Annotated in this window: 18 protein-coding genes; 10 read left to right on the forward strand and 8 right to left on the reverse strand. The window is 31.3% G+C overall.

Translation table 11 applies throughout. The features are described 5' to 3' along the window. Nucleotides 1-13: 13 nt before the first annotated feature. The 5 genes from BVC87_RS13500 to BVC87_RS13520 form a co-directional block, all read right to left on the reverse strand. Nucleotides 14-844 carry an N-formylglutamate amidohydrolase gene (locus BVC87_RS13500; protein ID WP_075342917.1) on the reverse strand — a complete coding sequence of 277 codons (831 nt, stop codon included), beginning with the start codon at nucleotides 842-844 and terminating at the stop codon, nucleotides 14-16. Further along, nucleotides 845-1,171 (reverse strand): hypothetical protein, encoded by a 327-nt coding sequence (locus BVC87_RS13505; RefSeq protein ID WP_075342918.1) that lies wholly within the window; start codon nucleotides 1,169-1,171, stop codon nucleotides 845-847. Further along, nucleotides 1,172-2,011 carry a sulfurtransferase gene (locus BVC87_RS13510; RefSeq protein ID WP_075342919.1) on the reverse strand — a complete coding sequence of 280 codons (840 nt, stop codon included), beginning with the start codon at nucleotides 2,009-2,011 and terminating at the stop codon, nucleotides 1,172-1,174. Between the two features lie 36 nt (nucleotides 2,012-2,047). Then, nucleotides 2,048-3,079 carry a glutathione synthase gene (gene gshB, locus BVC87_RS13515; RefSeq protein ID WP_075342920.1) on the reverse strand — a complete coding sequence of 344 codons (1,032 nt, stop codon included), beginning with the start codon at nucleotides 3,077-3,079 and terminating at the stop codon, nucleotides 2,048-2,050. 111 nt (nucleotides 3,080-3,190) lie between these two features. Further along, complete coding sequence (locus BVC87_RS13520; RefSeq protein ID WP_075342921.1) at nucleotides 3,191-4,516, reverse strand: dicarboxylate/amino acid:cation symporter; 1,326 nt, start codon at nucleotides 4,514-4,516, stop codon at nucleotides 3,191-3,193. Nucleotides 4,517-4,652: 136 nt separating this feature from the next. Here BVC87_RS13520 and BVC87_RS13525 point away from each other — a divergent pair, with 136 nt between their 5' ends. Continuing rightward, the gene (locus tag BVC87_RS13525) at nucleotides 4,653-5,294 is read left to right on the forward strand and encodes a DUF937 domain-containing protein (RefSeq protein WP_075342922.1); all 642 of its coding nucleotides are present in this window, start codon (nucleotides 4,653-4,655) and stop codon (nucleotides 5,292-5,294) included. Between the two features lie 92 nt (nucleotides 5,295-5,386). Further along, nucleotides 5,387-5,692, forward strand: a complete 306-nt coding sequence (locus BVC87_RS13530) for a DUF6787 family protein (protein WP_075342923.1) — start codon at nucleotides 5,387-5,389, stop codon at nucleotides 5,690-5,692. Between the two features lie 5 nt (nucleotides 5,693-5,697). On the opposite strand, the gene BVC87_RS13535 is transcribed toward BVC87_RS13530, so the two are convergent. Beyond that, nucleotides 5,698-6,006, reverse strand: a complete 309-nt coding sequence (locus tag BVC87_RS13535) for a hypothetical protein (RefSeq protein WP_075342924.1) — start codon at nucleotides 6,004-6,006, stop codon at nucleotides 5,698-5,700. Between the two features lie 85 nt (nucleotides 6,007-6,091). Here BVC87_RS13535 and BVC87_RS13540 point away from each other — a divergent pair, with 85 nt between their 5' ends. From BVC87_RS13540 to BVC87_RS13555, 4 genes are all read left to right on the forward strand, one after another. Beyond that, entirely contained in the window at nucleotides 6,092-6,724 is a 633-nt protein-coding gene (locus tag BVC87_RS13540; RefSeq protein ID WP_075342925.1) for an NUDIX hydrolase, read from the forward strand. A 41-nt stretch (nucleotides 6,725-6,765) separates the two neighbouring features. Further along, nucleotides 6,766-7,617, forward strand: a complete 852-nt coding sequence (locus tag BVC87_RS13545) for a lysophospholipid acyltransferase family protein (protein ID WP_075342926.1) — start codon at nucleotides 6,766-6,768, stop codon at nucleotides 7,615-7,617. Nucleotides 7,618-7,629: 12 nt separating this feature from the next. After that, nucleotides 7,630-8,721 (forward strand): M42 family metallopeptidase, encoded by a 1,092-nt coding sequence (locus BVC87_RS13550; RefSeq protein WP_075342927.1) that lies wholly within the window; start codon nucleotides 7,630-7,632, stop codon nucleotides 8,719-8,721. 212 nt (nucleotides 8,722-8,933) lie between these two features. After that, entirely contained in the window at nucleotides 8,934-10,091 is a 1,158-nt protein-coding gene (locus BVC87_RS13555) for an aminotransferase class V-fold PLP-dependent enzyme (RefSeq protein ID WP_075342937.1), read from the forward strand. 71 nt (nucleotides 10,092-10,162) lie between these two features. Here the strand turns inward: BVC87_RS13555 and BVC87_RS13560 are convergent, their stop codons facing one another. After that, on the reverse strand, nucleotides 10,163-12,715 hold the full coding sequence (locus BVC87_RS13560) for a carbohydrate-binding protein (protein WP_075342928.1): 2,553 nt from the start codon (nucleotides 12,713-12,715) through the stop codon (nucleotides 10,163-10,165). Nucleotides 12,716-13,124: 409 nt separating this feature from the next. On the opposite strand from BVC87_RS13560, the gene BVC87_RS13565 reads away from it, so the two are divergent. Beyond that, entirely contained in the window at nucleotides 13,125-13,676 is a 552-nt protein-coding gene (locus BVC87_RS13565; RefSeq protein WP_075342929.1) for an NUDIX hydrolase, read from the forward strand. A gap of 505 nt (nucleotides 13,677-14,181) precedes the next feature. Here BVC87_RS13565 and BVC87_RS13570 read toward each other — a convergent pair. Continuing rightward, on the reverse strand, nucleotides 14,182-15,408 hold the full coding sequence (locus BVC87_RS13570) for a CapA family protein (RefSeq protein WP_083629464.1): 1,227 nt from the start codon (nucleotides 15,406-15,408) through the stop codon (nucleotides 14,182-14,184). Nucleotides 15,409-15,598: 190 nt separating this feature from the next. On the opposite strand from BVC87_RS13570, the gene BVC87_RS13575 reads away from it, so the two are divergent. The 3 genes from BVC87_RS13575 to BVC87_RS13585 all read left to right on the forward strand — a co-directional run. Continuing rightward, nucleotides 15,599-17,509 carry an alpha-amylase family glycosyl hydrolase gene (locus BVC87_RS13575; protein ID WP_083629466.1) on the forward strand — a complete coding sequence of 637 codons (1,911 nt, stop codon included), beginning with the start codon at nucleotides 15,599-15,601 and terminating at the stop codon, nucleotides 17,507-17,509. Nucleotides 17,510-17,579: 70 nt separating this feature from the next. After that, nucleotides 17,580-19,190, forward strand: coding sequence for a class I SAM-dependent methyltransferase (locus tag BVC87_RS13580; RefSeq protein WP_075342930.1), 1,611 nt, complete (start codon nucleotides 17,580-17,582; stop codon nucleotides 19,188-19,190). A 312-nt stretch (nucleotides 19,191-19,502) separates the two neighbouring features. Further along, nucleotides 19,503-23,591 (forward strand): ELWxxDGT repeat protein (locus BVC87_RS13585; RefSeq protein ID WP_075342931.1); only part of this gene is annotated, 4,089 nt, incomplete at its 3' end.

The following is a 23,591-nucleotide window of genomic DNA, read 5'->3' on the forward strand; positions in this document are numbered from 1 at the left end:
TCAGGCTGTAAATTTAAGATTTATGATTTGCATAAAAATGTTCTGCATGTTGTTTTAATACAATATCTAGATGTTTTTTTACGGATAATACAACTTCAGGATATATAATTTGTGATCTTTCGTCACAATATATCTTGGCTATTTCTGTCGCAAGAACCAAAGTATTGGTGAAATTTTGAGTAATAAATTTCAAAAAATATCCATTTCCTTGAAAAGTATCATTAATTTTTGATGAAGATATGATTCCATTTGGCAAAGGAGTTTTTTCGAGTATTACTCTCCAATCTTCTATATCAATTCCGAATCTATCATTATCTATATTAGACGTTCCTAAATTCCAAGTAGGCACTTCTCTATCCCAGCGTTGCCAATTATAACTATGCATATCGTACACAACACACGTTTCGAATTTACTTTCTAATTTTTCCAGTAAATTGTGTACAACTTTATAAAAATTTGTGTGTTTTTGTAGACTTCTACTCCTTACTTCAGCTGGTAAAGGTGATCTCCATAATTTCTTTCCCCAAGCGTCATCATATATCGCAACATCTGGTGATCGATTTAAATCGTACTCAAATCGAGAATCTAAACCAGAAATAACTATGGGTTGAGAAGCAATCATTTGTTTTGTACACGGATCTTCCTCATACCATCTCTCATATTCAGTATGTAGACAATATTCCCATAATTCTTTTCTAAACTGATGCCCATCATGCACCGCAGCGCATACAAATGGAACGTATTGTTCTACTTTTAATGTAAACGAATAATCATCTATTACTGCATGAAAAACCTCTTCATTTTTTATTTTTTCGATGATTTGATCTATTGATAACTTTTCCATTTACTCAATTATTTCTTTCAAAAAAGCAAAAATATTTTTCTCTAATAAGTCTACTGTACCATCAGCAAAAAAAACTTGTTTAATATCTTTTATCAAACTCTTTTTATCTTCATCTGTATATTCATGAAATGCTAAAAAGTGTTTGATTTTCTTAATATTCATGGCTTCGTTTTCTATAGTAATTTCAGTATGCATCTTATTAAATGTTTCTTCATCTACTTTAGAAAGAATATAGTCACGTTCTTCTTGAGTTTCTAAATGATTACATTGAGCAGCGTAAAGTAGTACATATACTTCAAACTCTCTTTTAGTCCAATTTAATTCCATTTATAATGCTATTGGTAATTCTGTTCTACTTCCCCATTCTGTCCAAGATCCATCGTAAATCGCATAGTTAGTTTTTCCTGTAAGTTCTAACGCAAGAGCTATAACACAAGCAGTAATTCCTGTTCCACAGGTAAAAATATAATCTTTATTAGAGGAATTTATGTTCTTAAAAATATCAGTTAATTCTTCACTAGATCTCATCTTACCTTCTTTCTGCAATGATGTATAAGGCAAACTATTAGAATTAGGAATATGTCCTCCTCTGACACCCTTTCTAGGTTCTTCTACTCTACCATAAAAACGATCTGATGATCGAGCATCTGCTACACAGTAATTAGGATTGTTTATAATTGATAAAACCTTTTCCGTATTAGTAAATTTTTCTGAGTTAAACTTTGCTTTAAAGTTCCCTTTCGATTTGTTTTTAAAAGCTTGTTTTTCCAACAAAAAATCGTGTTTTTTCCATTCAGGCAAACCACCATCTAACACAGCAATGTTATCAAATCCAAAAGTTTTAAACAACCACCAAACTCTAGCTGAAGAATAAATTCCTAAATCATCATATACAACTATACAAGAATCAGTATGTATACCTAATTTCTGCGCTTCTTCTTCAAAAAGTTGCTCACTAGGTAATGTATTTGGATATAATCCGTTTTTATCTAAAAACACACCTCTTAAATCAAAGAAAATTGTACCTGGAATCTGTACTTTTTCAGCTAACGTTTTTTGCTCAGAAGTTACTTTTGGAATTGTAGCATCTAAAACAATTAAGTTTTCGGCACTAAGATTAGCATTTAAACAAGATACTGAAACTAATGGTTTATCTATTTTTAACATGAAATTCTAACTTTCTATTTTTACTTTTTTTAGTAATTATGCTTCATCTACCATACGTTTCAAATCAGTCATTCTCCTAAAAGCCGCATTTTTCTCTAATACTTTACTTTCTAGAAAATCAATAACTTTTTCTTGAAGTTTTACTTTTGATACTTTGTTTATATAAGTAATCCCACCAGGACTCATTACATTCACTTCAACTAGTTTTCCATTAATTACATCAATTCCTACAAAATACAGTCCATCTTTTACTAATTTAGGGCCTATTTTTTTGCATAATAATTTTTCTGCCTGTGTTAATCGATGTTTCTCTACACTACCACCAGCAGTTACATTAGAGCGGTGATCCTTTTCTCCAGGAATTCTTTTCATCGCCCCAATAGGAGTACCATTCAATAATAAAATGCGTACATCTCCTTTTTCTGCACCTTCTATATATTCTTGAAGTATTACATAGTCCGAACTTCCATCGCTCTTACTAATGTAAAAATCAAGTAATGAATTAATATTTCCCATTGCAGACTTTTCAATTAAAATCACACCTGATCCTCCATAACCATTTAATGGTTTTAAAATCATTTTATCTGAATCAGATTCTTCAATGGTTTTAATTAAGTAATTTTTATTTTTAGAAACATGAGTAACAGGGATAATCTCATTATTTGGATCTTCAAAAACTGCCGTATATAATTTATTATTTGCTTCTCGCATCCCTTGAACAGAATTGATAATAAATACATCATCTTTCACAGAATCCAAGAAGTTGAGCATTAGAGGATCTAATGGTGGATTTGCTCTCATAAAAATAGCATCAAAACCAGCTAATGGTAACATTTCTTCCCTAGTAGTTGCTTTTTTATGATAAGATTTTGGAGAAGAAGGTACCTTTTCCATTCTATTAATAATGGTACAAAACGCATTGGTTACACTATTACGAATTGTTAAGTTTGATGGAGAGCAAATAGCTACTCCATGTCCTCTTTTTGCACATTCATGAATAAGTGTCAGAGAAGAATCATTTTCTGGATTTATATCTTCCCAAGGATACATTAAAAAACAAATGTTCATTATACTTAAAATTGTATTTGGTTAGTTTATCAAATAAAAGAACACCAACTACACAGCATGTATTGGTGTTCATAAAAATACTATTTTTTTAATGATATATAAATGAGAAATTTATTTTACTAAATCATAATTATCATCCCAGTTTTTTGGCTTTGGATCGCCCAATTTCCCTACTGATTTTGCTACAATAGTAGAAACTGTGGCATCACCTGTAACATTAATAACTGTTCTACACATATCCAAGGGTCTATCAACAGCAAAAATTAAGGCTAAACCTATCGCCAATTTATCAGCTGGAAATCCAACAGATTCAAGAACTATTACTAACATTACCATACCAGCACCTGGTACTGCTGCCGAACCTATTGAAGCTAATAACGCTGTTAAAATAATAGTCAACTGGTCTCCAAAAGTTAAATCAAAGCTTAAGGCTTGTGCTATAAAAACAGCTGCTACTGCCTGATATAAACTAGTCCCATCCATATTAATTGTTGCTCCAACTGGTAACACAAAACTAGATACTTCTTTATCTACACCAACGTGCTCTTCTACTCTTTCCATAGTTACTGGCAAAGTTGCAGCACTTGAACTGGTAGAAAATGCTAATAGTTGTGCTGGACTTATTTGTTGTAAAAACCAAAGCGGGTTCTTTTTCACAAAAACGCTTATAAGAATCATATAGAAAACTACCATAATTAACAATCCTCCAACTACAGTAAATCCATATTTTAATAACGCTAATAATAAGTCTGGATCATTAGAAGAAACGACTACATTAGCCAGTAAGGCAAAAACAGCATATGGCGCAAATAGCATAATTAGATCTACCATTTTTAACACCACTTCATTCAACGAGTCAAAAAAGTTTTTTAATGGCTCAGACTTTTTCTCACCTATTAACAACATAGAAATCCCTAAGAAAATAGCAAAGAAAATCACTTGCAACATAGCTTTGTTATTACTCATTGCTTTCATAGCATTATCCGGAACCATATCTACCAAAAATTGTAAAGGACTACTATTTTTTTGTTTAGCTGCTTCGGCAATTTTCGCTTGAACGCTTCCACTATTTGCATATGTGCTTGTTAATTTTTCAATGGTTTCTTCAGAAATACCATTACCTGGCTTTACAATATTAACCAACAATAACCCAATAGTAATAGCAATTACTGTAGTTCCTATATAGATACTAATAGTTCTTAATCCTATATTCTTAAACTTAGAGATATCTTTTAAATCTGAAATTCCCTTAATTAATGAAGCAATGATCAACGGAACAGCGATTAACTTTAAAAGTTTTACAAATATGGAACCGAAGGGTTTAATCCAGTTAGATACGAAAGTATCTCCACCACCAATCGTTGTCATTAATAAACCAAACAGTATCCCTGCTACCATTCCAATTAATATTTTCCAGTGTAATGCTAATTTCTTCATATATTAAATTTAGTTGATATATTGTTTGTAAAAATATAAAATTGAATCAATCTAGTATTTATTTTGAATGTGTTTGTGACTTTGTTTTTGTATATTGTGTCTATAATAATCGTAGAACAATAATAAAATCAAAGAAATGGAAGGAATATTAGACCTCTTAAACAGCCCAATGGGTAAAACAATCATTAATGGTGTAGCTGGATCTACCGGACAGGATAGTAGTAAAACAGGAAGTGTTTTAACTATGGCATTACCAGTTTTAATGAAAGCTATGCAACGAAATGCAGCTACTCCACAAGGAGCTGAAGGATTAATGGGAGCGTTAAGTAAACATGATGGAGGGATTTTAGACAATCTAGGTGATTTATTTAATGGTGGTGTAAACCAAGATGTAGTTAATGATGGAGGTAAAATATTAGGTCATGTTCTAGGAGCAAAACAACAGGGTGTTGAACAAGTAATTGGACAAAAAACTGGAATGGACTTAGGAGCTGTTGGTAATATTTTAAAGACTGCTGCTCCAATTTTAATGGGAGTTTTAGGAAAACAATCTAGACAAAGCGGAGTTAGTAATTCTGGAGGTATTGGCGATTTATTAGGCGGAATGTTAGGAGGTAACAGTACCCAACAAGAACAAAGTTTCTTAGAAAAGATTTTAGATGCTGATGGAGACGGTAGTGTTATTGACGATGTTGCTGGAATGGTTTTAGGTGGTAGTCAGAAAAAATCTGGAGGTTTACTTGGTGGACTTTTAGGTGGTTTATTTGGAAAGAAATAAGATTTAATCTACATAATAATAAAAGGGTAAACATATATTGTTTACCCTTTTTCTTTTCTATACATTTGCGCACTGAAATAATATTATTTTTTGTGGAAAAACTTAAAGCACGTTGGGGATTAAAAACAAACTGGGATGTGATCGCTGTTTTTATTGTTTTTGCTATTAATGGATCTTTATCTGCATGGATAGCTAAACCTATTACTCATTTCTTAGGTCTATCTCCAGAAACTATTAGTCCTTGGTTATATTACCCACTAAGAATTTTATTAATTTTTCCTATATATCAGACTACATTACCAATTATTGGATGGTTATTTGGTCAATTTAAATTCTTCTGGGAATTTGAAAAAAAGTTTTTAGGTAGATTAGGTTTAGGTTTCTTATTTAAAAAATAAGTTTTCTAAACATCAATATCTATTGTCTTAGTTACCTTTTCTTCTTTTTTATTTTTGAATACATAGGTATACAACCACATTAATGTAAAGGTTGGTATCACATCTAAACCTGGCATAATTTCTTCTATAAAAGCTATTGCACCTGCAATCTTACCTTTATTCCCTTTGTACATTTTTGTCATTATATAAGCTGCTGCTGGTGCCCAAATAATATCAGTTATTTCAGCAAATCCAGGAATAATAAAAGATGCATATCCTATAGCATCGAATAGCAAACTTAAAACTAACTTTTGGTATTTATTTTCTGTATTCATATTTTTTAAGTAGTTTGGATTTAGATAACTCAAATTTTGAGTTGTAATAATTAGACACATAAAACTGAAAAAAGTAACATAATTAATGCAGTTTTCTCATTTTAAATCTCAAGTTGTTTCCTTAAAAACTAATAAGTTAGGGGGAATTACATCACAATTTAAATTAGTTCCTGAATTAAGAATTAAATTTTCTGAAGAAAAAATAAAGAAAAGTAATCCTAGAAAAGCTGCTGTTTTAGCTCTTTTTTATCCTGACAATAATGGAGAAACATTGTTTTTACTCACTAAAAGAGCTAGTTATAACGGTACACATTCTGCTCAGATTAGTTTTCCAGGCGGCAAAGTAGATCCAATAGATAATAATATGGCTCAAACTGCTTTAAGAGAATTAGAAGAAGAAGTTGGAGTTCACCGTAATACTGTTGAATTAATCAGACAAATATCTGACACTTACATACCTCCTAGTAACTTTCTGGTTACACCTTTTATAGGGTTTGTAGAAGAAAAACCTCAGTTTATTCCTAATGAAGAAGTAGCTGAAACCATTGAAGTAACTGTAAAAGATTTAATTAATGATGATTTTATTTCGTCTGTAAAAATGAACACTTCCTATATGAAGGAGATTGAAGTTCCGTGCTTTACCTTTAATAATCAAATTGTTTGGGGAGCTACAGCAATGATTCTTTCAGAAATAAAAGATTTAATAAAAGATTTATGATTCAAAATCTTTTGTAAATTTGCTTAACTAAAGAAGTATTTATGCCCTTGTTTAAAAGGAATCCTTTTGGTCATATTTTATTCATTAAGCGCTTTCTAATACAAATTTTAGGTGTTATTTCTCATAGCCGTTATAGAAGCTTTAATGAATTACAAATAGAAGGATCAGAGGTTTTAAGACAACTCCCTGATAAGAATATATTATTCATTTCCAATCATCAAACTTATTTTGCTGATGTGGCGGCCATGTTCCACGTATTTAATGCTGCATTAAAAGGACGTGATGATAATATTAAAAATGTAGGATACCTATGGAAACCTAAATTGAACCTTTATTATGTAGCTGCTGGTGAAACCATGCGTTCTGGATTATTACCTAGAATATTTGCTTATGTAGGATCTGTTTCTGTAGAAAGAACTTGGAGAAGCGCTGGAAAAGATATTAACAGACAAGTAAAAATGTCTGATATTTCTAATATTGGTACCGCATTAAAAGATGGTTGGGTAATTACTTTCCCACAGGGAACAACTACACCATTTAAGCCTATACGAAGAGGTACGGCTCATATTATTAAAACATTTAAACCCACTGTAGTTCCTATAGTTATTGATGGGTTTAGAAGATCTTTCGATAAGAAAGGATTAATGATTAAGAAAAGAAATGTACTCCAATCAATGGTTATTAAAGAGCCTTTGGATATCGATTATGAAAATGAAGATATAGCTAGTATAGTAGAAAAAATTGAGTTTGCTATTGAACAACATCCTTCATTTTTAAAAGTATTGACTCCTCAACAACTTAAAGAGCAAGAAGAGTTTATTGAAAGTAGAAGTTTTTGGGGTGTTGATAATAAGAAGAAGGACAAAAAAAAGAAAAAAGAGGACTTTTATTAAACATAAATAGATATGTCAACAAACAAAACAATATTAACTGATAAATCACTTGATTTTTTAGAAAAGTATTTGAATAACGCTGCTCCTACTGGTTATGAATGGGAAGGGCAAAAAATTTGGATGGACTATTTAAAGCCTTATGTAGATGAGTTTATTACTGACACTTATGGTTCTGCTGTAGGGGTAATTAATCCTGAAGCAAAATATAAAGTAGTCATCGAAGGACATGCAGATGAAATTTCTTGGTATGTAAACTATATTTCTGATAAAGGATTAATTTATGTAGTAAGAAATGGTGGTAGTGACCATCAGATTGCTCCAAGTAAAATTGTCAATATTCACACCAAAAAAGGAATAGTAAAAGGTGTTTTTGGATGGCCTGCTATTCATACAAGAGATAAAGGAAATGAAACACCTCCGAAACAAGATAATATTTTTATTGATGTAGGTTGCGCAAACAAAGAAGAAGTAGAAGCTTTAGGTGTTCATGTAGGATGTGTAATTACTTACCCAGACGAGTTCCATATTTTAAACGGAAATAAGTTTGTTTGTAGAGCTCTTGATAATAGAATGGGTGGTTTTATGATCGCTGAAGTAGCTCGTTTGCTTCATGAAAATAAAAAGAAATTACCTTTTGGATTATATGTTACTAATTCTGTTCAAGAGGAAATAGGCTTACGTGGAGCAGAAATGATTACAAATACTATTCAACCTAATGTTGCGATAGTTACCGATGTAACTCATGATACTACTACTCCAATGATTGATCAAAAGAAACAAGGATATCAAGAAATTGGTAAAGGACCAGTAATCGCATATGCACCTGCGGTACAACAAAAGTTACGTGACCTAATTATTGAAGGAGCTGAAGAAAATGATATTCCTTTTCAACGTTCTGCATTATCTCGATCAACAGGTACAGATACTGATGCTTTTGCATATAGCAATGGCGGTGTAGCCTCAGCTTTAATCTCATTGCCATTACGTTATATGCATACTACAGTGGAAATGGTACACAGAGAAGATGTAGAAAATGTAATTAAAATGATATATCACGCTGTGTTAAAAATAGAAGACGGAGAAGACTTTTCTTATTTTAAGTAAACTTCCTCAAGGCAAGCCTACGAGGTATTTATAATTGACTATCCATTTTTATTTTGAGATAAGTCTTAGATTATTATACCCTTTGGCGGTGCCAATAAAAATAACAACGATACTTTTTTTGTGTCATTTTGAACTTTTATCAAATCTTAACTAGATTTTTTCATTGGGTTCAAAATGACATTTTTATTTTTATAGGAAATAAGTCTATTCGCATGAGTTTAACAAATCAAAAACATCTATTTGACATTCCTGAAGAGATAAGTTATTTGAATATTGCTAGTTTATCTCCTTCTTTTAAAAGTATAGAAGAAGCAGGAATTAGGGCTGTAAAAGAAAAAAGTAGGCCATATACCATACCTAGTTCTGACTTTTTTGATCCTGTAGTTGAATTGAAACAATTATTTGCCAAACTCATTGATGTTGAAGACTACAATAGAATTGCTAATATCCCTTCTGTTTCCTATGGTTTAGCTACCATAGCTAATAATATAGAGCTAAGTAAAGGAGATGAAATTCTATTAATTGAAGAACAATTTCCTAGCAATTATTACATCTGGAAAAAATTAGCCGAAAAGTATGATGCAGTTTTACATATTGTAAAACAACCTGAAGACTCTAAAGAAAAAGGAAAATTATGGAATCAAACAATTTTAAATGCAATAACCAGTACAACAAAAGTTATTGCTATGGGAAATATTCATTGGACAAATGGGACTATATTTGATCTAAAATCTATCCGAAAAAAAGCTACAGAACATAATGCATTATTAATTATAGATGGTAGTCAATCTATTGGAGCATTACCTTTTTCTGTACAAGAAATTCAACCTGATGCCATGGTTTGTGCTGGTTATAAATGGCTTTTTGGTCCTTATGGTTGCGGATATGCTTATTATGGAAAGTATTTTGACAATGGAAATCCAATTGAAGAAAATTGGGCAAACAGATTACATAGTGAAAATTTAAGTGGACTCACAAACTATCAATCTAACTACAAACCTCTTGCCAATAGATATTCCGTTGGTGAACATGGTAGTTTTATTTATGTTCAAATGCAAATTGCTGCATTAACACAATTATTGACTTGGAATCCTGAAGATATACAAGAATATTGTCATTCTATTACACAATCTAGTATTTTAAAATTAAGAAAGATAGGATGCGTTATAGAAGAAGATCAGTACAGATCCAAACATTTATTTGGAATTCAACTTCCCCCTTCTATCAATCATGAAATCTTGAAAGAAAAATTGAGAGTCGAACAAATATTTGTATCCTTTAGAGGAAATTACATTAGAGTATCTTGTCATGTATTTAATACTAAAGAACATTTAGACAAACTTGCTAATTGTATTCTATCATTAGTATAATGTAAAGAACAAAAGAACAGATAAGCTATTACAACTTATCTGTTCTAAAATTACTATTAACAAAACAGTTCTTAATGGTGTTTAACCAGAACTTTTTTTATACTTCTACCTATATTACTTACTAACTCTATTAGATAAACTCCTTCAGATAAGTTAGCCATATCAATACTATTTTGATTTTGATTCAGTTTTTTTGTTTTCAGCTTTCTACCTGTGATGGTAAACACATTGATCGTATGATTGTCTCCAATATTTCGAACTTGTAAATAATCATGTACCGGATTTGGATATACTCCTACTTCACCATCATTTTTAATATCTACCTTTTGATTTATTGATCTACTTAAAAACGAACCTATCCTTTTTAAACTAAATTTATCTAAATTCCATGCCCAATTATGACCTCCAGCAGTAAGCCTAATAACGTGAGTATCTGCGCTAAAGTTAGCTGTATTACTAGCTTTTACAGTTTCATATGAAGCATAGCTTCCTGTATTTGGTATTTCAGTAGTATTAAAAAACGTACCACTAACACTAAAATCGATTGTTGCACCTATTTGTGGAGTAGCCACTACATATTCTATTTCGTATACACCAGCTTCAGGTATGTTTACTACGTACTCCACCCAATCTCCTCGATTTACATAATTTATGATTCCTCCTTGAATATTAACTCCTGATCCTGGTCCATTGGCAAAGCTATCATCAAATGTCCCTCCTGTTTCATTAAAAGATTCTGCTTCAATAATTAAATCGTTACCAGTAGGGGAACTTGTATTTCCTTGTCCAGCAGTTTTAACAAAGCTCCATTTCGCATCATCTTCTAATATAATCGGTTCTCTAATATTGTTTTTGTTAAAAAACTTTCCATATAATAAGTTTACATTAGAGTTATTTACAGCCAAAGCAGATTGTTTTTCATTACCTCCTGCAAAAATTTCATATTCTGAACCTACAGGAACAAACGCCCAAAATGGCTTTACAGAAGTACCACTGTAAGTATTGGAAGCATATGGAATAATTGAACCATTCGCTTTGGTTCCATCAGTACCTTTTTTAAATAGATCATTCTCTGTATAGCCCGAATCGGTTTCTAAAAAGTTTCCTGTAGCTATATTTTCAATAAAAAATGTATATGGAGAATTCCAAATTACGTTCCACTTTGTTGTATCATCTGAACTCATAGACATCGTTACAGAATTTCCAGATGCTGTCAACTTCTCCCCTGTTTCTTTATTGATAATTTCATATGCACCCTCTTCTATAATTGGAGTTGGTTCATTAATCTGAATAAATGTTCTACGACCTTGATAATCTGTAATATCAAAATTATCCTTACTCGCATCATTTAGATATAATAATTGCAAACCTTTATTTGCAGCTGTACCTAAGCCTTCATTATTTTTTATAATTACATTTTTAGAAGGAAACCTAGAAGAAAGAGGTATGGGTTCTGAATCTGCCGCTTCGTAAAACGAGAAATTAATAGAATTATCATTTACAGCATTTGCTTCAGTAAAATCGTTATTAGTAATGCGTATATTCTCTACAGAATACGAAGAAATGAAAAAGTTATAATCATTTTTTATAGTATTTCCATCTATGGTAATATCTCTACACAGTTGTAACTCTCTATCTATAACAATAATTTTAGTTCTCAAATTTGGATTAGGTCCACCACAATCAAACGTATTATCAAATACATTCATATTGTAAGAAAATTCTTCAAAATGCAATTGATCTACCAGTCCTTCTCTATCATAAAACTCAGAATCTTCAACTGTTAAACTATGACATCTAGAAACAGCAACGCCAGTATGTTCAAATCTACATTTGTTAACAACAGAGTCATCTAAATCCAAAACTACTGGATATTCTGTATTTCCAGCATCAAAAGAAATTGCTCTAAAATCAAATTGATGCTTAAAAGTATCTGACTCTTCTCTTAACTTAAAAAGACAATTGTTAAACACTGCCTTTCCAGTATTATTTACTCTACCTTCCCTATCTATCCAATAACCAATTCTACGGAAATCAATAAATGTTACATTATTCATTTCTACCTCTACACCATTTCCTGCATGAAAGGAATATGCTGCTTGAGCTAATACCACGTTATTAAATTTCAAACCTTTGTACCTACTAAATGGACTATCTCCAAAATAGTCACTATGACGCGCATCTATTAAAATATCAAACTTATTAGGTCCATCAGTTTGATCTTTTCTAACAAGAGAAATGTTTTTAAAATTTACATCATTTGAACGAATTTGTATGTCAGCAGTATTTCCTAAAGTAGTTTTAATTCCTGAAGCACCTATAGCATTCTTAAAAAATGTACCACTATCGGGCGTAGCGCCTTCAATAGTTAAAGGCTTATTAATTAAGATAGCTTTAGATCCTCCCAAATTATAATATTGACTTTTAAATAGAATAATATCATTATCGTTAGCTTTATCTATTGCTTCTTGAATTTTTTCTCTTATGTCTCCTGAGTTTCCATATACTGCATCAAAATCTATCTGTTGAGCATTTGAAGTAATAAAATTGAATCCCAGTAAAAATAAAATGAGGAGTTTTAGTGTTTTTTTAGTTCTAGTAAAGAACTGAATGTCATTAAACATGATTTTAATTAGGTTTTTTAATATTTATTAATTGATAAAGGTTTAATATTTCTTTTCCATATTATTTTCATGAAAACATTATCAAAAGTATAAAACAACCTATGTTTTTTAGAACACTAATTATCTCTGTAAAGTTTATATCAAGTATCTATTTGCTATTAATCTTCAAAAAAACAAAATTTAACATAGCTCTAAATTCTTATATAGCTTTAAATTGAAAAACTATTTATATATATTTTAAAAAAATTTAACACTTAAAAGAATATTCCTAACAAATCAAGTTATTCTTTAATTTTTTACCGCTAAAAACACATAAAATTTAATTTATATTGAAGTAAGATCATCTATTTTCACATATTGTAAACTTGTATTAGATTAGCAATCGAAAACAACTAAACTAATAGTAATTATGTCTGATGAACTTATTGATATTGTTGATGAACAAGGAAACTATACTGGAAAAACGTGTTTAAAATCTGAAGCTCATAAATTTGGATATTTTCATCCGACTGTTCATATTTGGATATACACCACAGATAACCAAATTCTACTTCAAAAAAGAGCATTAACCAAAAAGGTTTTTCCTGGTTTATGGGATATTTCTGTTGCAGGACATATTGGAGCTGGAGAGGTTATAGAAGAAGCTGCTATTAGAGAAGTAAAAGAAGAAATTGGTTTTGATATCCCTGTAGAAAAGCTTATTAAAATTGGAACTAGAAAACATCAGGTAAAACATAAAAATGGAATTATTGATAATGAATTCCACCATGTATTTATTTCAGAGCTAACTGTGCCTGTAGATGATCTTGTAATTCAAGAAAGTGAAGTAGATGATTTGCAACTTTTTGATATGAATATTCTTTTAGAAGTTGATACATATGAAAATGTTTTGCTCCCTGAATATCAAGAATATTATAAATCGGTGTACGATTCTATTCAAAATTATCTGAAAACCAATTAAAATAATTGTGCTGATTTAGGCTTAATCCTTATTGGATAAATAGCTGAACACTGGGGGATTATTCGATTATTGCTATTCAAACCTAAGTAAGCAAGCGACTTAAAGTTAGACCGAGCGAAGAGAGCTCTTTACTTTAGGGATTAAATAAGAGTATCATATTAACTTACATGGTCTCTTCTCCGCCCTTCTAACTTTATATAGTTACCGTCAAGATAACGAATTATCTAATAGATTAATTATCAATGTTTAAAATTAAACTAAAAAAAAATTGAAATAGTGAAGAAATAAAAAACAAACAAATAACTGAAAATCAATGATTTAAAGAAAAAACAATAATTCTTTTCAACAATTGTACATTTATTATCACAGCTAGGCAATTATTGTTTAACATAATTTAACACTTTTTAAACAATATAAACCTTTAAAAAACAATCGTTAAAAACAAACAGTTTAATTAATATATTTTTAAAACTATTACTTTATAAGATAAATTACTGAAATAATTTTACTTGTATTCTGTAATATTCTCGTTGTGCTCTCCTAATAATTTTCTAGCATGAGTTATAAATCGCATCATTTTATCATAATCCTTCTTCTTAGTGAATGTCTCTGGTTTTGAAGCGTATGCATCTGCTGGCAGCACATAATATTCTTTTTCTCCATTTACAATTGGTTCATATACCCAAGTAAGAAAATAATTTGCCTTTTTAATTTTTACCGTATTTGTACTATCCTTAGTTAAAATTAATTTAAAAACAGCCCCACCATCTCTTGGAAAAGTTCTTTGGTGTGACACAAAATTACCTAAAGAATACACCACAAGATTATCCTTATCTTCTTTTTTAACTGATTTCTCCCATTTCATAGGTTGTAATACATGTGGATGTGCTCCTATAACAATATTTACGCCTAAAGATTTAAAATAAACAAACATATCTGTCTGGCTTTTATTTGGTAGATCCTTATACTGGTCTCCCCAGTGTACAAAAGCAATAATTTGATCTGGTTTAATAGTCGTATTAATAAGTTCTACGTCTTTTTTAATAGTTTCTTTTTTCAAGTAGTTTACAACATTTGGTGGTGTAGGTTTTATTCCATTAGTTCCGTATGTGTAACTTATCACAGCTATTTTAAAATTATTCTTGTTAATTACATAGGCTGAGTTTTTAGTTTTCTCTACAGAATTTATAAAAGTTCCTGTATATCCAATATGTAATGAATCTAAAATATGGATGGTTCTTTCCAATCCTTTTTTACGCTTATCACACGAGTGGTTATTTGAAGTCGTCAAAATATCTACACCAGCATTTTGTATTGCAGCTGCATATGAAGGAGGTGAACTGAACTGTGGATAACCTGAATATGGCTTTACTCCTAATGTTACTTCCAAATTTCCTAAAGTAACATCAGCATCACTCAAAATTGGTTTAATTTTAGAAAAACAAGTATCATATTCGTAGGTTTTAGTTTTCTTATTATATGCAGCGTTTATTTGATCCATGTGCCCCATAAAATCTCCTATAAAAAGTAAACTTATCTCATCATCTTTCTTAGGTTTAGGTTTTTCTATCTTTTTTACCTTTTGTTCAATTGGCGGGGCTTTCTTTTTAACTTCTACTTCTACTTTTTCTTCTTTTACCTCTTCTTTTTGTTGTACCTGTTTTTTTGAAACACAAGAGTTATGTATGAAAAGACATAAACCAAAAATCAGTACTATTTTAAAAACCTTCATATTTTATTGAAATTTTGTAATGCCAATATATTAAACATCAAATTAAAATAACAAGTAAAAACTTCTTAACTTTTTAAATGTCTATAATTTTCATTTATTGGACTACTTAAGAAATCTTTCTTTATTAAATTTAATTCATCATTTATTCTAAAAAAAGTACTTTAGTACTCGGTATTCTAACTAACTTTTCATGAAAAAATTACTTTTATTACTTAGTATTTTCTTATTTCTTCAATGTAAAAAAGAAAAGAAAGAAATTACTCAAATAAAAACAAAACATACGGATTTCAATGCCCCTCCTAAATGGGCAAAAGATGTTGTTTGGTATGAAGTTGCTGTAGAACGTTTTAGAAATGGTGACCCAACTAATGATCCTACTGCAGATGATATAAAAGGTTCTTACCCTGGCTTTATTCCTAAGGGATGGAAAGTTACACCATGGACTCAAGATTGGTATAAAGAAGATGAGTATTTTGACGATATCAAAAACTATAAAAACTTTTATGGAGGCACTGTAGAAAAGTTTGTAGACAAAGTACAACTACGAAGATATGGTGGAGATTTACAAGGTGTTTTAGATAAAATAAACTACTTAGAATCCCTTGGAGTTACTGCTATTTATTTTAGACCGTTGAATGATGGACCTTCTTTACATAAATACGATGCTAGAAACTGGCGTCATATTGATCGAAATTTTGGTCCAAATCCTAAAAAGGATAAAGAAACTATGTCTAAGGAAATTCCTGATGACCCTTCAACTTGGCAATTTACAGAAGCCGATAAACTTTTTGTGAAAGTTATAGATGAGCTACATAAAAAAGGAATTAAAGTAATTTTAGATTACTCTTGGAATCATACAGGAAAAACATTTTGGGCTTGGCAAGACATTCTCAAAAATCAAGAAAAATCTAAATACAAAGATTGGTATTGGATTGATCATTTTGATGATCCTAAAACTCCAGAAAATGAATTTAAATATCATGGTTGGACTGGCGTTCATGAGCTTCCTGAGATTAAAGAAACGCAAAAGCAAGATCTTTCAAAAAAAGTAACTGTCTTTAATGGAAACGTATTTAGTCAAGCGGCTAAAGATCATATTTTTGCAATCACTAAAAAATGGTTAGATCCTAATGGAGATGGTGATCCTTCTGATGGTGTAGATGGATATCGATTAGATGTAGCTGCTGAGATGCCTCTAGAATTTTGGAAAGAGTACAGAAAACATGTAAGAAGTATTAATCCAGATGCTTACTTGTTAGGTGAAATCTGGTGGGAAGAATGGCCTGATAAATTATTAAATCCTTCTTCTTTTTTACAGGGTGATATTTTTGATGCTGTAATGAATTACAGATGGTTTAGATCTAGTCGTCATTTTTTTAATGCTTCTCCTGATAAAATACCAGTTACAACTTTCATCGATAGCATACAAAAGTTCAACAATCAGTTGAATTCTGAGACAAATCTGGCAATGATGAATTATACTTCTGGTTTTGATACTCCAAGGCTGCTAACTTCACTCTTCAATAAAAATAAATACAAGTATAAATGTAAAGTTCACGAAGACCCAGCTTATAAAATCAATAAACCAGACCTAGCTACCATACAAACTTTAAAATTATTGCTCACGCATCAATATACATATATAGGAGCCCCTCATATTTATGCAGGAGATGAGATGGGAATGTGGGGAGCTGATGATCCATCATGTAGAAAACCCTTACTTTGGCCTGATTTAGATTTTGAGGATGAAACTACACATCCATTACATTTGAAAAGACCTAGAGATCAAGTAAAATTGAATACTGATGTATTTAATTTTTATCAAAAGGTAATTCGTATCAGAAAAGAAAATCCTGTATTAATTTCTGGAAATATAGAATTTATAAATACTGCTGATAATGATATTTTAATGTATCAACGTTATAGCAATAACGAAAATATTTTGGTTGTTTTTAACACTGGTTTTGAAGATAAAGAAATTGAACTTCCAAAGCTGAAAAACTTACAATTCAAAAATATAATAAACAACATTCCAATACATCATCAATCTGAAAAAAAGAAAGTTATAATTCCTGGAAGAGAAAGTATTATACTGAAATAAAATATAAACTTTTTAGCATATTTGAATTAATCGGTTAAATTTATAATTCAAAACAAACCAACTTCAATTCATGCTTTCTAAACAAGAAAAATCGGAATTAAGAGGAAAACTATTTCGTCATTTAGACGGAATAGTAACTTGTCCTGCTGCTCACGAATTACACGAAAAAGGGATCACTTCTTATTTACTAAAGAAGAAATCGGTAGACCTACACAAAATCTCTATTGAATTCAAAGCTAATGAAGGCTATTTGAATGTAGCATTACGTACATTAGCCTCTCAAGGATGGCTAGACTATAACGTAGCTAATGAAACTAATACTGTTTCTATTTCAACAAATACACTTTCAGAAGTTGCTTTTAATTACTTTCATCTCTACAAGGAAGCTGCATTATTATTAAAATTCTCTGAAAAATTCAGCGCTAGGAAATTTGAAGTTGAGCCTTTTTTAAAGTTAGAACGTTTGTTTAAAAATTTTAAAAATAATTTTGGCGTTGAAATTCCTACAGACAAAAAAGAGGCTGAAATACTACAACAAATCATAACACATATTGAAGGAATTATAGTAGGACCTACTTTAGTGTTATTAGGAATGAAAGGCATGTTCCATAAATACTTTATGCAAACTAAATTTAAGGCTGAAGAATTTCATAAAGATCCTGAGAATTTCGGTCGATTGTTAGATATTCTAACACATTTAGGATGGTTTTCAAAAATTGGAGATTCTTATGAGTTTACAGATAAAGGTTTGTTTTTTGCAAGAAGAGCTAGTGCCTATGGAGTAACTGTTTCCTATATTCCAACACTTAGAAAATTAGATAAATTTATTTTTGGTGATCCTACAATTTTCAGGTCTGAAGGTATTGGAAACGAAGAAATTCATGTAGATAGAGAAATGAATGTTTGGGGAAGCGGAGGAGCTCATGCTGCTTACTTTAAAGTTATTGATGAGATCATTATTAATCTATTCAATAAACCCATTCAAGAACAACCTAAAGGAATTTTAGATGTAGGTTGTGGTAATGGTGCATTTCTAAAACATTTGTTCAATATTATCGAAAATCGAACTGAAAGAGGAAAAGTTTTAGAAGACTATCCCCTATTTTTAATTGGTGTCGATTATAATGAAGCTGCGTTAAAAATCACTCGAAAAAATTTAGTTCAAGCAGATATTTGGGCAAAAGTAATTTGGGGAGATATTGGTAACCCAAAAGCCATGTCTAAAGATTTAAATGAGAAATACGGTATTGACTTATCTGATCTATTAAATGTAAGGACTTTTTTAGATCATAATAGAATATGGGAAGAACCTAAACTGAATGGTCAATTAAAAACTACATCTTGTACAGGAGCTTACGCTTATAGAGGTGTCAGAATTAATAATAATTTAGTAATTGAATCTTTAAAACAACATTTTAACAAATGGAAACCGTTTATTCATAAGTTTGGCTTATTGTTAATTGAGTTACATACTTCTACCCCCAATTTAGTATCTCAAAATTTAGGAAAAACTGCTGCTACTGCTTATGATGCTACCCATGGTTATTCTGATCAATACATTATAGAAATTGATGAATACATGAAAGCTATGGAAGATATTGGTTTAACCCCTGAACAAAATAGCTTTAGAAAATTTCCTAACTCGGAATTAGCAACTGTATCTATTAATTTATTCAAATAACATAAATAATAACGAATAAAGGTTAACAAAAAACATTAATCATCATTAAATAAACCTCCAAATTTCTGTCTTTTGCTTTCTTTTACGTTTTTACCTGTAATTTCTTTGTCATATAAGTATAATCATCTATTTTTTTCTTCAAAAACAAGGCAATTATAGTTGTCTATTTTTTCTTTACAATAGCTTAGTTGATCGATCCCCTTACTTCTTAAATCATTATAAATTATATTTTTTCATCTCAAAACTAGGGTAATCTATCGTCTACCTGTACAGTTAATAGACAAACTAATTATTGTTAAACATTTCTATACAATGAGATATACAATTACCCTTTTTATATTTTTTCTTTTTACTACAATTAACGCCCAACGTGCTTATCTAGTAAAAGATGTAAATGCTATTCGATCTAGTATTGGAGCAGATATTGAAAATTTTATAACATATAAGAATCAGCTTTATTTTACTGCTGAAGATGATGAATATGGAGACGAGCTTTGGATAAGTGATGGTACTCCTGAAGGAACTAAATTATTTGTAGATATTGAATCGGGACGATTTAGTTCTACTCCTCATGGTTTAACTGTATTTAACAACAAATTATATTTCTCTGCAGATCATGATGCCTATGGTAGAGAATTGTGGGTGACCGATGGTACTCCTGAAGGAACACAAAGAATAACTGACATGAACCCAGGAACAGCTTCTTCTGGAATATTTAGAATTACAGTCTTTAATAATAAACTCTATTTCTCTGCAGATGATGGTGTTCATGGAAAAGAATTATGGGTAAGTGATGGTACTACAGCGGGAACACATATGGTAAAAGATATTTTTTCGGGTTCAAATAGTTCTTATATAAATAACTTAACTGTTTATAATAACAAAATCTACTTTACAGCCGACGACGGAATTCATGGTGGAGAATTATGGGAAAGTGATGGAACTGAAACAGGAACTAAGCTTGCTGTAGATATTGTTCCTGATATGTATCGTTCAGGATCTCCTTCAGATATCGTAGTTTATAATAATAAAATGTATTTCTCTGCACAAAATTCAAGCTATGAGCGAGAATTATGGGAAAGTGACGGAACAGTAGCAGGAACAAAATTGGCTGTTGACATTCATCCTACAAGAGGTTCTCATCCATCTCAGTTAACTATACTGAACAATACACTTTATTTTCGTGCAGATGATGGAACATCAGGAATTGAATTATGGAAAAGTGATGGTACTCCTTCTGGTACTACAATGGTTAAAGACATTTTACCTGGCAATAGCAGTTCTGGTCCTTACAATCTTACTGTTATTGATAATAATTTGTATTTCTCCGCTTCTGATTCAACACATGGAACAGAACTATGGATCAGTGATGGTACAGAAGCAGGTACTCAAGTATTGAAAGATATATATCCAGGTACAAACAGCTCAAGCCCAGGAGAGTTTTTTAGCTTTAACGGAAGTATCTTTTTTAAAGCTTCTAGTCCTGAAGGTAATGGTCAAATGTGGGTTACTGATGGTACTGAAATAGGTACCTCACAATTTTTTTCAATTGGAAAAAGAACGGGAGCTTCTAATGCTTCATATTTTACGACTTACAATAATGCCGTATACTTTAGAGCGAGAGATGATATTCATGGTTTCGAATTGTGGAAAACAGATGGTACAGAAGCAGGTACAACAATTGTTAAAGATATTATCCCTGGTAATCGCGGAGGAGCTAGTAGAATGCTCGGAGTAATGAATGGAAAGTTATACTTTCAGGGAAATGATGGAACTAATGGAACTGAATTATGGGAAACCGATGGAACAGCTACTGGAACAAAACAGACAGTAGATATTAACTCAGGAAACGACAGTTCATATCCATCTAACGCTGTTGTATGGAATGATAAGCTCTATTTTCAAGCTGAAAATAGTACTAATGGATTAGAACTATGGGTAAGTGACGGAACAGCAGCAGGTACACAATTGGTTAAGGATATTAATCCAGGGACCAATCACGGTTCAATTCGAGATATAGCTGTGTTTGATAACAAACTCTATTTTCAAGCAAATGATGGTATTCATGGTGGAGAACTATGGGTAAGTGACGGAACAGCGGCAGGTACACAATTACTAAAAGATATTTACTCAGGTGCTTCAGCTTCATCTCCTAGAAATTTCAAAGTATATAATAATAAACTCTATTTCCAAGCCAATGATGGAGTTCATGGTGGAGAATTATGGGTTACCGATGGTACTCAGACAGGAACTCAATTAGTCAAAGATATTTATTCAGGAAACTCTTGGTCTTCACCACAATGGTTAGCTGTTTACCGTAATAAACTATATTTTAAAGCTAATGACGGAATTCATGGTGATGAACTATGGGAAAGCGATGGTACAGAAGCTGGAACTAAACTAACTGTAGATATTCATAAAGGAAATCGTGGCTCTTATGTTAGAGAAGTTACAGCACATCAAGATCGCCTATATTTTCGTGCTGATGATGGAGTTTTTGGTTCAGAATTATGGGAAAGTGATGGTACTTCTGAAGGCACTCGATTAGTCGCTGATATGAGAAAAGGTCCGTCAGGTTCTTCTTTAGACGATATCGCAATTTTAGGGAATAAACTGATTTTTAATGCAGATGATGGTATCCATCAAGAAGAAGTTTGGGCTTACGAACCTTTTGATTGTAGTACGATTACTTCAACAGTTATCTATGTAAGTACAACAGGAAAAGATACGAATAGCGGAATTTCATGGAGTGAAGCTACTTCGTTACAAAATGCACTTTTCTTAGCGGAAACATGTTCTACTATTGAAGAAATATGGATCCAACAAGGAAGCTATACTCCTGGAAAAAACAGATTGGATACCTTTTATATTCCTGATAATATTAAAATCTATGGTGGATTTTCAGGTTCTGAAACTCAACTTTCAGAAAGAGACTGGATTACTAATCCAACAATTTTAAGTGGAGATATCGGTATTCCTGAGGCAATTTCTGGAAATTCGTTCACCTTATTACATTTTAGAAATACAGATAATACTACTATTGATGGACTTATTATTGAAGAAGCTAATGCTGAATTTGATCATAATGTAGATACTTTAGAAGATACAAGAGGTGGTGGTGCTTATTTAAGAAATGCCAATAACAATACATTCACTAATTGTATTTTTAGAAATAACTTAGGTCTAGAGGGTGCTACAATTTATCAAACTTCAGGATCAAACACTAAATTTATTAACTGTTTGTTCTATGAAAATCAAGCACAACAAACCAATACGATAACTATAGAAGAAGGTACAACTAGTTTTATCAATTGTACAATTGTAAATAATACGGCAGCCTCTGGAAACGGGATTTTAGGAGTGAAAAATGCTTCTATTGCATTTACCAATAGCCTTGTATCTGGAAATCATACTTTAAATTTTAATACCACAGGTACAGGAAGTTTATCTACCTCATATAGTTACTTAAAAGGTGAAAATCCGTCAGGAACGGGAAATATAGATGGTACAACAATCACTGACGTACTTTTTAAAGATATTGCTACTAACGATTATACCTTACAAGGAAGTTCTCCTTTAGTAGATGCAGGAAATAATTCAGCAAACACAAAAACTAAAGATCTTAGAGGTTTTGATCGTATCATTGATGGAAATCTAGATACTACCAATACAATTGATATTGGAGCTTATGAGTTTGGAAAATCTCAACAAACTATCACTTTTGATGCATTAGCAACTGTTACTTATGGTGACTCTGATTTTGATTTAAACGCTATATCAGATTCAGGATTAACAGTTACATATACAAGCTCGGATACTTCTGTAGCTACTATCTCTGGAAATACAGTAACTATTGTTGGAGCGGGAATAGCTACTATTACAGCTAGTCAAGCTGGAGATTCAGATTTTAAACCTGCTACTGATGTTACTCAAGATTTACAAGTAAACGGAAGAGCAGTAACAATTACTACAAATGCTGGACAATCTAAAATATATAATACGCCTGATCCTGCATTTGCTTATACTATTACTTCTGGAAGCTTAATCGGAAGCGATATACTTACTGGAAACTTAGATAGAATTACAGGTGAAGATGTGGGTACTTATACTATTAATCAAGGAACTTTAGATAATGCTAACTATGATATCACATTTGTCTCTAATGATTTTGAAATCATCAAAGCTGATCAAATAATCACATTCAATAGTTTATCTGATGTAACCTATGGGGATGCTGATTTTAACCTAAATGCAACTTCTGATTCTGGACTAACAGTTACATATACTAGTTCTGATACTTCTGTGGCGACTGTTTCTGGAAACACAGTTACGATTGTAGGAGTAGGTACAACAACTATTACAGCTTCTCAAGCTGGAAATGTAAATTATAACGCTGCTACG

This window comes from Tenacibaculum agarivorans, assembly GCF_001936575.1.
GTDB classification, from domain to species: Bacteria; Bacteroidota; Bacteroidia; order Flavobacteriales; family Flavobacteriaceae; genus Polaribacter; species Polaribacter agarivorans.

What these genes read in the sequence shown, in the direction of transcription:
- BVC87_RS13575 (WP_083629466.1), top strand. Translation starts at nt 15,599, where the DNA reads ATGAAAAAATTACTTTTATTACTTAGTATTTTCTTATTTCTTCAATGT.
- BVC87_RS13565 (WP_075342929.1), top strand. Translation starts at nt 13,125, where the DNA reads ATGTCTGATGAACTTATTGATATTGTTGATGAACAAGGAAACTATACT.
- BVC87_RS13540 (WP_075342925.1), top strand. Translation starts at nt 6,092, where the DNA reads ATGCAGTTTTCTCATTTTAAATCTCAAGTTGTTTCCTTAAAAACTAAT.
- BVC87_RS13535 (WP_075342924.1), bottom strand. Translation starts at nt 6,006, where the DNA reads ATGAATACAGAAAATAAATACCAAAAGTTAGTTTTAAGTTTGCTATTC.
- BVC87_RS13545 (WP_075342926.1), top strand. Translation starts at nt 6,766, where the DNA reads ATGCCCTTGTTTAAAAGGAATCCTTTTGGTCATATTTTATTCATTAAG.
- BVC87_RS13520 (WP_075342921.1), bottom strand. Translation starts at nt 4,516, where the DNA reads ATGAAGAAATTAGCATTACACTGGAAAATATTAATTGGAATGGTAGCA.
- BVC87_RS13580 (WP_075342930.1), top strand. Translation starts at nt 17,580, where the DNA reads ATGCTTTCTAAACAAGAAAAATCGGAATTAAGAGGAAAACTATTTCGT.
- BVC87_RS13570 (WP_083629464.1), bottom strand. Translation starts at nt 15,408, where the DNA reads ATGAAGGTTTTTAAAATAGTACTGATTTTTGGTTTATGTCTTTTCATA.
- BVC87_RS13555 (WP_075342937.1), top strand. Translation starts at nt 8,934, where the DNA reads ATGAGTTTAACAAATCAAAAACATCTATTTGACATTCCTGAAGAGATA.
- BVC87_RS13510 (WP_075342919.1), bottom strand. Translation starts at nt 2,011, where the DNA reads ATGTTAAAAATAGATAAACCATTAGTTTCAGTATCTTGTTTAAATGCT.
- gshB (WP_075342920.1), bottom strand. Translation starts at nt 3,079, where the DNA reads ATGAACATTTGTTTTTTAATGTATCCTTGGGAAGATATAAATCCAGAA.
- BVC87_RS13525 (WP_075342922.1), top strand. Translation starts at nt 4,653, where the DNA reads ATGGAAGGAATATTAGACCTCTTAAACAGCCCAATGGGTAAAACAATC.
- BVC87_RS13500 (WP_075342917.1), bottom strand. Translation starts at nt 844, where the DNA reads ATGGAAAAGTTATCAATAGATCAAATCATCGAAAAAATAAAAAATGAA.
- BVC87_RS13550 (WP_075342927.1), top strand. Translation starts at nt 7,630, where the DNA reads ATGTCAACAAACAAAACAATATTAACTGATAAATCACTTGATTTTTTA.
- BVC87_RS13560 (WP_075342928.1), bottom strand. Translation starts at nt 12,715, where the DNA reads ATGTTTAATGACATTCAGTTCTTTACTAGAACTAAAAAAACACTAAAA.
- BVC87_RS13505 (WP_075342918.1), bottom strand. Translation starts at nt 1,171, where the DNA reads ATGGAATTAAATTGGACTAAAAGAGAGTTTGAAGTATATGTACTACTT.